Source organism: Oceanicola sp. S124, from assembly GCF_000220565.1.
In the GTDB taxonomy this organism is placed as follows: Bacteria; Pseudomonadota; Alphaproteobacteria; order Rhodobacterales; family Rhodobacteraceae; genus Pseudooceanicola.
This window is the reverse complement of sequence record NZ_AFPM01000033.1, coordinates 1-8,725: the sequence shown is the minus strand read 5'-3', so window position 1 is coordinate 8,725 and position 8,725 is coordinate 1. Positions and strand designations below refer to the sequence as shown.

The window sequence follows — 8,725 nt, the reverse complement described above, 5'->3', positions numbered from 1 at the left end:
CGTAGGTGCCGGGCAGCGGGTCATCGATCCAGCGGGAAAACGGGTGCGTGTCGTCGCTGGCGCTGGTGCTGATCAGGAAGGCCCGGCCATTCCGCTTGCCGAGGCCCGACAGCAGCGCGTGTTCCAGCTCGTCGCCGCGATCCAGCGCCCAATGCCCGCGCTCGTCCAGGATTGCCATCGTGGGCGCCCCGCCCAGGGCCGACTTGCCGTCAGCTGCGATGACCCGCAACAGGTGGCTGCCGTCCTCGCCTTCGAACTCGATTTCCAGGCGCGGCGCGCGGCGGTAGATCAGGCGCCGCTGGATCTCCAGAGGCAGAGAGGCAGCGAAGCCCGCCACGAAGTCCCAGATCACCTTGCCCTGGTCACGGGTCCGAGCTGCGGCGACGATCTCGCGGCGCGGCTGGCCATCCCAGACGCCCAAGAGGCCACCGAGGCCGAGCCCCGCCGTGATTGCGGACTTGCCGTTGCCGCGCCCGATGCTGAGAACGGAGGCCGAGACCTCGGGCGCGAGCGATCCCTGGATGAAGCGCGATTGAAACGGCGCGAGCTGGACCAGTTTCCCGGCGTTCGCTCCCTCGGGCACCTCAAGCCCTTGCATGAAATGCATAGCTCTTTCGGCGGGGGTCTCTCCGGGCCACTCGGCGCCGCGCGAGAAAATTGACAACTCTCCTCCCCGGTCTCGGGCTTTTCTCAGATCGGCGGCATTGGGACCATTTCCGAAGAGGTTGGGCTGGCGCGGATCGGTCGCGGGCGTGACGGGCGGGATCGCGGGCGCGGGCAGCTTCGAGCCGTCCGCCTTGCGCCACTTCCTGTCCTTCTTCGTCGTCGCGTCCATTGTCGTCTGTCTCTCTCTGCTCAACCGTTGCTCTCACCTGGTCTGCTCAATGGTGAGGTTCTGAGCGAAGGGCATAGGACGACTGCCCACGCTCCTAAGCGCGGCAGTCCCTATGCCCTCCGCGTGAAAGTCCTGCTCAACGGAGCCGGTCCCTCGCTTTGGGCCCAACAGTGCGCGCGTCCTCGCCTGCTGGTCGGTTGCTGCTTGCGACGCATGAACGCTGCGCCGGGGATCGGGCCTCAACCTTGCGGACTGCCCTTTGCCTGTGATCCCGCCCGTGGTAGGCTTCGCTCCAACTGGTGCCACCGTTGCGAACCCGGTCCACCAGCTGGCCCCACGTGTCTCTCGGTGCGTGGGGCCACCGCTTTCTCAGTCTTCGATCAGGTTGAACTCGGGCTCAGGCACGCTCAGCTCCGCCACGAGGCGGCGCATCAGAGAGACCTGACGGGGTGTCGGCACCCAGCTCTTGCGCTTCCCCTGGCGGGCGATGGAACGCACGAAGCCTTTCAGCCACTCGTCGCTGCCATCGGCCATCACCTGGCGCACCACGGCGGGCCAGCGCAGGGTCATGATCTCGTCCAGCTCAAGCTCGGTCATGCCTCGGCCCTCGCACTCTTGGCAGCCTCACGGGCCCGCCAGTATCGGGTCTCGATGCCGCGCATCCGTTCGATCTCGGCACGGCTGGCAATGAACCAGCGATCCTTGCCAGCCTGGAACATCCTCCGCGCGAACTCTCGATCCGGACCGTCAGCACCGTCACGGACGACATGCGACATCTGGTAAAGCAGGTAGTCGGACTCGGTGCGGCTCATGCCTTCACCCCGCGATACCGGGCGCCGATGCGAGCCATGTGGGGCGAGGTCGTCAGCTCCTTGGCGCTCATGGGTGAGCGGCCATCGAAGTGAAGCGCGGCCTGATCCATGAGCGCCTGTGCGAGGTCGGGCGGGATATCGGCGGCGGTATCCCCGAAGCCTGCCTGGTACTCGATATCGACCCGCTGCGGGATGGTGGCGAGGTAGGATGCCCCCCAAACAATGACCGGGCGCGTGAAGGGAAAATAGAGGAAGTCGGTGAAAGCTTGGCCGTTGATGCTGACGCTCGGCTCGGCGTCCGGCAAAGCAGGCCCAATCGGCAGGTACAGCGTATCGTCCAGATCCGGCCCGAGGATAGTCACGACGATGGTCTGGCGCAGCAACGCGATCTGGGCGAAGTGCTCGATTTCAGATGCAGCGGTGTGGCCGATGTTGGTCAGGGCGGCGTCCTCGCTGCCGTCATCGACGCGGACGTGAACCTTGATCGCCGGCAGGTCAAAGGGAGCGCCGGTTGCCGCGGGGGTGCGGTGTACAAGCATCTTCATGCTGCGATCTCCACTTCCGAGATGTGCTTGCGGAAAGCCATCTGCTCGCGAGCGGGCAGCGCCTCGTAGGCGGCCAGCGCGTAGGCTTTCAGCTCGCCCAGGGCGGCGAACTCGGACCAGCTCCGGGCCTCCTGCATCCCGCCCAGGTAGGACGGCAGCGGCTCACCGGCGGGGCTGAGCGCGGCGCAGGCGGTCAGCTCGGCGTGATAGGGGCTCAGGGAGTGCAGCGCGGCGTAGGCCAGCGCGGCGCGTTCCTCTGGGGCAAGGCGCAGGGAAGCGACCTTGGCGAAGCCGTCCCAGGCGAAGCTGTCAGCGACGGTCAGAGCGTACCCGAGGGACCGCGACATGCTCTTGTGAGCGGGGGCGATCAGGCGGGAAATGGGGGTGGTCTTGCGACGAGTATCAGGTTCCGCCTTTGTTTTCGCAATGTCCTGATACTTTTTGGACCTTAAGTTATTGTTATTTCGATAAAAATGATTGGATTGCAAATCCGTGTACACCGGTTCGATTCCGGTACTCGCCTCCAATACTTAGCCAGTTCTGGCTTTTTTGTTCTCGACATCGCTCTCAACATTCCGGTTTTGGTCACGTTCCGTTCAGTGGCGAGAGAGGCGTGTGACTCAGTCCTGTCGCCTTTACGACTGGGCAAGTTTCGCACGAGCCTGCAGGCGAGCGGGGCCGGCGTACTTGGCGACCATCTCCTTGGAAGAGTGACCCGTCACGGCCATGATGTAGTCGTCATCAAGGCGCGGAGCGCCGAGTTCGGCGGCGGCCGATTAGCGCAGCCCATGCAGGTCTTATTCTTCGGCCCCGATCTGCCTCCTGGCGGCCATGACAGCCTCTTGCGCGCTTCGATAGCCGAGAGCGCGCCCCTTGGGCCCCCAAGCACATATGGTCTCGCCCATGCGGGGCGTCTGGTTGAGGACCTGTTGCAGGCCTGTCATGAAGGGTACCCACAGCCTCACCCCGGTCTGGCAGGCGAGACGAGAGGGTGGCCATGCGCCCCCGGGACCGCCGGGGGGGGGCGCAAATCGCGGCATTTTTCCTTACGGCGCGGGCCCGACCGGACCGGGGCGCAGGGCGCGTTGCCAGGTCCGGTGGCCTGGTCGCGGGAGCAAGGCTGACCATCGGCCCCTGCCATGCGCGAGGACTGCGACCCGGCGCGTCCGGCTCGCAGGAACCGAGTTGACATGACCGTCATCTTGGCCCGGAAACAGCATTTTCCCGATGCCCCCGCCGATGCATCTGCTATCTGCATCCTATGGACATCGTTCTGATCACCACTGTCATTTCATCGCTGTTTCTTGTCATCGGATGCGCAGAGCCGTTGGCGGCGCGCATGCGCCTGCCGTTCAGCGTGATCCTGGCAACCCTCGGCATCCTGATCGGTGTCGGGGCGACCTTCTTCCTGCGGACGCAGCTGACAGATGCGCTCAACCCCGTGGCCGAGGCGATCCTGGGACTGCCGATCCGGTCGAACGTGTTCATTTACGTCTTCCTGCCGACGCTGCTGTTCCAGGCGACGCTGGGGATGGACCTGCGCAGGATGCTCGACGACTGGGTGCCGATCCTGATGCTGGCCGTGGTGGCTGTGGTCGCGGCCACGCTTTCGGTGGGCTATGCGCTGTCCTGGGTCAGCACGCTGCCGCTTGCGGCCTGTCTGCTGATCGGCGCGATCATCTCGACCACCGACCCTTCTGCCGTGGTCTCGATCTTCCGCTCGATCTCGGCACCACGCCGCCTGTCGCGGATCATCGAGGGCGAAAGCCTGCTGAACGACGCCGCCGCAATCGCATTGTTCGGGCTTTTCATGGGCTTTGTCATGCTGGGGGTGCCGGACCCCAAGCTGGGCGACGCCCTGGCGCGCTTTCCCTTCCTGATCGCCGGCGGCGCGGCGACCGGCTGGCTGGCCGCACGGATCGCGCTCGGGATCATGGGGATGTTCGGTCGTCACGAGCTTGCGCAGATCTCCATCTCGGTGGCCTTGCCCTACCTTGCCTATATCGGCGCCGAGCAGCTGGTCGGGGCCTCGGGGGTCATCGCCGTGGTGGCCGGCGGGCTGACGCTGAACCTGGCGGGCCCGGGGCGCGTGCCGCCACAGGCCTGGACCAACCTGAGAGAACTCTGGGACGTGCTGGCGCACTGGGCCGGCGCCCTGATCTTCATCCTGGCGGCGCTGCTGGTGCCCCGGCTTCTGGAAGAGGTCCGGGCCGAGGACGTCATGCAGGTCGGCGTGGTCATCCTGGCGGCCATTGCCGCGCGGGCGCTTATCCTCTTCGTCCTCCTGCCCCTGCTGACCGCGGTGAAGCTGTCGCCCAGGGTCGAACAACCCTACCGGGTCGCGATCCTCTGGGGCGGGCTGCGCGGGGCGGTGACCCTGGCCCTGGCCCTTGCGGTGACCGAGAGCTACCGCGTGCCCGACGACGTGCAGCGCGTGGTCGGGATCCTGGCCACCGGCTTCACGCTGTTCACCCTGATCTTCCAGGGGACGACGCTGCGCTGGATCATCGGCAAGCTGGGGCTGGATCGCCTGTCACCGATCGACGAGGCGCTGTCGCGACAGGTGGTCGCCGTCGCCCTGCAGCAGGTCCGCGAGGATCTGGCGCGGACCACCGAAAACTACGAACTGGGTCGCGAGACCGTCCGCTCGGAAGCCAAGCGGTTCGGCGAGAGGCTGGATGATGCCGTCCGCACGGCCGAGGAAAGCGCCGATATCCTGGACCGTGACCGGATCACCCTCGGCCTGATCGCGCTGGCCGGTCATGAACGCGACACGATCCTTGCAAGGGTCAGAGAGCGGACGATCTCGGCCCGGATGGCCGAACGGGTGCTGTCAGATGCGGACCGCCTGATCGAGGGCGCGCGCTCGGACGGGCGCAACGGCTACAATCGCGCGGCGCGCCGAAACGTGGCCTATGGCCGGGCCTTCCGCATTGCCGGCTTCCTCAACGTGCGGTTCCGCCTGTCGCGGCCGCTGGCCAACCTGACGGCGGCGCATTTCGAACTGCTCCTGTCGCAGCGGCTGGTCCTGCGCGATCTGGACGGCTTCATAACCGGGCGCATTCGCCGCATCCACGGCAAGCGCGTCAGTGACCTGCTCTCCGGCCTTCTGCTGCGCCGGATCGAGATGGTCGAAACCGCGCTGGATGGCCTGCGCCTGCAGTACCCCGGCTATGCGGAGGAACTTGAACGGCGCTTCATCCGCCGGACGGCCCTGCGCCTTGAAGAGCGCGAGTACGTGACCATCCGCGAGGATGGGCTGATCGGTGCGGAGGTCTACACCAAGCTGTCGGCGGATCTCGACCTGCGCCGCGCGGCCGCCGAGGAACGGCCCCACCTCGACATCACGCTGCAGCGGGTCGAACTGGTGCGTCAGCTGCCCCTTTTCGATGGCCTGAACGAGCGTGATCTGAAACGGCTGAGCCGGGTTCTCCGGTCGCGCTATGCCAATGCCGGTGATGTCATCATCCGCAGGGATGGCGCCGCGAAGTGCGTCTTCTTCATTGCGTCGGGGGCCGTCGAGGTCGAGACCGCCGGCCAGACCTGGCGCCTGGGGCGCGGTGAGATGTTCGGCCAGATGTCGATCCTGCTGAAGAAGCGGCTGAGGTCCGAGGTGCGCGCGATTGCTCCCTCGACCCTTCTGGAACTGGACGAGGCGCGCTTCCGCGGTCTTCTGGAACGCAGCACCTCGCTGCAGGAGGCCGTGCGTGCCAGCGCTGAGAAGCGCGGGATCTCGCCGGAAGAGCTGTTTGACGTGACGGATGATGACGGCTGAGGGCGGGCCGCCGATGGTTCTCGCGTCCTGATCCTGGCCGGTGCCAGCGCCGCACCCGGGGGCCTCTGTGGCGGCGCAGGATGACGATCCCGGGACGGGCGCGTCCCGGTGGGAGGCGCTGCATGGAAGGTGACGCGTGGGCGGGGAGGGACAGCACAGTAGCCCTGTCCGGGCCATCTGGCACCCTCCCGCCGAGGTGTCGCGCGGGGGCAGGGAAAACGTCGCCGCACGTAGGCCTTCGAAGGCTTCAGCAGATGGCAGACCCGTTCGGCCTGCCAGACAAGCTCTGCCCTAGGCTTTTTCGGATCGCTTCGGCTTCGGCTTGGCCTCTTCCGTCGCGTCGTCCTTCGTCCGGGCGGGCATCTCGATGTTGATCTCGAGGCTCGAGACCTCGTCTTCGCGCTGGATCTTCACCTCGACATCATCGTCGCCGACCGTGACGTACTTGCGGATCACGGCCAGCAGGTCGGCCTGAAGTTGCGGCAGGAAGTCGGCATCGGGGCCGCCGCTGGCACGTTCATGTGCGAGCAGCAGCTGCAGCCGGTCCTTTGCGGTCTTGGCGGACTTGGCTCGGCGGGGCTTGAAGGCAAATCCGAACAGGCTCATGTCGACCGTCCGAACAGCCGCTGGAACAGGCCGGGTTTGCGATCTTCGCCGACGCGCATTTCCACCTCGGCGCCCGTCAGGCGGGCCACCGCATCCTCGTAGGCGCGGCTGGCGCTGGAGGGCTCGTCGAGGATGACCGGCGTGCCGACGTTCGAGGCCCGCAGCACCGCCTGGCTTTCGGGGATGATCCCCAGCAGGGGCGCGGCCAGGATCTCCAGCACGTCTTCCACCGTCATCATCTCGCCCCGGTCGATCCGCCCCTGGTCGTGGCGGGTCAGCAGGATCTGCGCCTTCACCGGCTCGTCCGAGCCGCTTTCCGCCCGCCGGGTCTTGCTGGCCAGCAGGCCCAGTACCCGGTCGCTGTCGCGCACCGAGGAGACTTCGGGGTTGGTCACCACCACCGCCTCGTCGGCGAAGTACATCGCCAGCTGCGCGCCGCGCTCGATCCCCGCCGGGCTGTCGCAGATGATGTAGTCGAAATCCTGTTTCAGCTCTTCCAGGACGGCTTCGACACCCTCCTTGGTCAGCGCGTCCTTGTCGCGGGTCTGCGAGGTCGGGAGAATCGACAGGTTGTCCAGGCGCTTGTCCTTGATCAGCGCCTGCTTCAGCTTCGCATCGCCCTGAATGACGTTGATGAAGTCGAAGACCACCCGGCGTTCGCAGCCCATGATCATGTCGAGGTTGCGCAGGCCCACGTCGAAGTCGATGACGACCGTCTTGTGGCCCAGCTTCGCCAGTCCGGCAGAGATCGCCGCCGCCGAGGTCGTCTTGCCGACCCCACCCTTGCCCGAGGTGATCACGATGATCTTGCCCAGGGGGGGCGCCTCCTTGATTTGCGTCGTCATGTGACCGCCTCCAGTTTCAAACCGTCATCTTTCAGGAATACCTGCAGGCACCTGTCGCGCATCTCGTCGCCGATGCTCTCGCTGGTCCGGTAGATCCCCGCGATCGCCAGCAGCTCGGCCTCCTGGCGCTGGCAGAAGATCCGCGCCGTCTCGTCTCCGTAGACACCGGCGAAGGCCCGCCCGCGCAGGGTGCCGTAGACATGGATGTTGCCCGAGGCCACCAGCTCGGCCCCCGAGGACACCGATCCGATCACCGTCAGATCACCCCGTTCCGCGACCACCACCTGGCCCGAGCGCACCGGCTCGGTCACCAGCATGTTGTCGGGCGGCAGCAGCTTGTCGATCTTGCGGCGCCGATCCTGGCCGGCCTTCTCGACCGGAGCGTCGCGCCCGATCAGCACCGGGATCAGGCCCAGGCCCTCGGCGAGGCGGCGCTGCGGATCGCTGGCATTCTCGACGCCGAAGACATGCAGGTTGCGCGACCGCAGCTCTTCCAGCAGCACGCGGACCTGCCGCGCATCCACCAGGTCGGGCACCTTGCCCAGATCCAGCAACAGCGGCGCATCCAGCAGAAGTTGGGGGGCGCTGCGCAGCTGTTCGTCCAGCAGCGCGTAGAAGTCTTCGTCCAGGCTCTCTGTCTCAAGCCGCAGCGCGATCGCGGTGATGAACCGGCCACGCACCTGGAAGGGCCGCGCCGCGACCGAAGCGCCTCTGCTTCGACCGTCTGTCTGATGTGTCGGCACGGGAATGTGCTCCTGCTCTCGTCCTGTGACGCGGGTTTGCCCGCGCTGTTTTCCTCATTGGGTCGCTCGTAGTCGGGTTCACGCCGGGCTCACATCGCCTTGCGCGGGCGAGGGAGCATTTGCGCAGGTTTTTGCTTCCATACTGTCGCGACTAGGAAATGATCCGCTCACCGTGCCCCCTGCGCATCCCGTCAGGTGGTTGACGTTGCTCAATCGTCCTGCTGGGCCACGCGCTGTCCTGGCGTGCGAGGTGCGGGCTTGTGCGGCCCAGCGTCGTCTAGCCAGGGCCCGAGCCGCCGGCCGGGGTCACCACCTCGCCCGGGCGCACCCCGGGGGAGAGACCCTTCGGCGCATTGGCGCCGGGACCGCGCCCGATGCTGCCGAAGGTCACCTCCAGCCCGTGGGCGGCCATGATCTCGCTGAAGCAGGGGCTGCCCATGGTACAGCCTATGCCATGCGGGTACCTTCCTGGCAGTGGGTGGCCCAGGGCAAGCTGCCCGCGGCGCACAAGGGCATGATCCCCGCTGACAAAGGCTTGGGCGAGCCGGCAGCCCGGCTGCTGAT

General features: G+C 66.5%; 10 protein-coding genes. 1 reads left to right on the top strand and 9 read right to left on the bottom strand.

From position 1 onward, the window contains the following. The 5 genes from OS124_RS0102845 to OS124_RS0102820 all read right to left on the bottom strand — a co-directional run. Positions 1 to 835, bottom strand: an 835-nt coding sequence (locus OS124_RS0102845) for a terminase large subunit domain-containing protein (protein WP_237708060.1), incomplete at its 3' end; no start/stop codon positions are given. A 369-nt stretch (positions 836 to 1,204) separates the two neighbouring features. After that, positions 1,205 to 1,432 carry a hypothetical protein gene (locus OS124_RS0102835; RefSeq protein WP_010137806.1) on the bottom strand — a complete coding sequence of 76 codons (228 nt, stop codon included), beginning with the start codon at positions 1,430 to 1,432 and terminating at the stop codon, positions 1,205 to 1,207. After that, positions 1,429 to 1,647 carry a hypothetical protein gene (locus tag OS124_RS0102830; RefSeq protein WP_010137804.1) on the bottom strand — a complete coding sequence of 73 codons (219 nt, stop codon included), beginning with the start codon at positions 1,645 to 1,647 and terminating at the stop codon, positions 1,429 to 1,431. Before OS124_RS0102830 ends, OS124_RS0102835 begins: the two co-directional genes overlap by 4 nt. Next, positions 1,644 to 2,192, bottom strand: a complete 549-nt coding sequence (locus OS124_RS0102825; protein WP_010137803.1) for a hypothetical protein — start codon at positions 2,190 to 2,192, stop codon at positions 1,644 to 1,646. The genes OS124_RS0102830 and OS124_RS0102825 overlap by 4 nt, the downstream gene beginning before the upstream one ends. Continuing rightward, entirely contained in the window at positions 2,189 to 2,539 is a 351-nt protein-coding gene (locus tag OS124_RS0102820) for a hypothetical protein (RefSeq protein WP_010137802.1), read from the bottom strand. Before OS124_RS0102820 ends, OS124_RS0102825 begins: the two co-directional genes overlap by 4 nt. A 914-nt stretch (positions 2,540 to 3,453) precedes the next feature. On the opposite strand from OS124_RS0102820, the gene OS124_RS0102810 reads away from it, so the two are divergent. After that, entirely contained in the window at positions 3,454 to 5,967 is a 2,514-nt protein-coding gene (locus tag OS124_RS0102810; protein WP_010137801.1) for a cation:proton antiporter, read from the top strand. A gap of 291 nt (positions 5,968 to 6,258) precedes the next feature. Here OS124_RS0102810 and minE read toward each other — a convergent pair whose 3' ends face one another. The 4 genes from minE to OS124_RS27245 all read right to left on the bottom strand — a co-directional run bounded on the left by minE (position 6,259) and on the right by OS124_RS27245 (position 8,600). Beyond that, the gene (gene minE, locus OS124_RS23495) at positions 6,259 to 6,573 is read right to left on the bottom strand and encodes a cell division topological specificity factor MinE (RefSeq protein ID WP_010137800.1); all 315 of its coding nucleotides are present in this window, start codon (positions 6,571 to 6,573) and stop codon (positions 6,259 to 6,261) included. Continuing rightward, positions 6,570 to 7,418: a septum site-determining protein MinD gene (minD, locus tag OS124_RS0102800; protein ID WP_010137799.1), complete on the bottom strand. Its 849-nt coding sequence runs from the start codon at positions 7,416 to 7,418 to the stop codon at positions 6,570 to 6,572. The genes minE and minD overlap by 4 nt, the downstream gene beginning before the upstream one ends. Next, positions 7,415 to 8,161 (bottom strand): septum site-determining protein MinC, encoded by a 747-nt coding sequence (gene minC, locus OS124_RS0102795; RefSeq protein WP_010137798.1) that lies wholly within the window; start codon positions 8,159 to 8,161, stop codon positions 7,415 to 7,417. The genes minD and minC overlap by 4 nt, the downstream gene beginning before the upstream one ends. Before the next feature lie 277 nt (positions 8,162 to 8,438). Continuing rightward, on the bottom strand, positions 8,439 to 8,600 hold the full coding sequence (locus OS124_RS27245; RefSeq protein ID WP_168161427.1) for a hypothetical protein: 162 nt from the start codon (positions 8,598 to 8,600) through the stop codon (positions 8,439 to 8,441). Between the last annotated feature and the right edge of the window lie 125 nt (positions 8,601 to 8,725).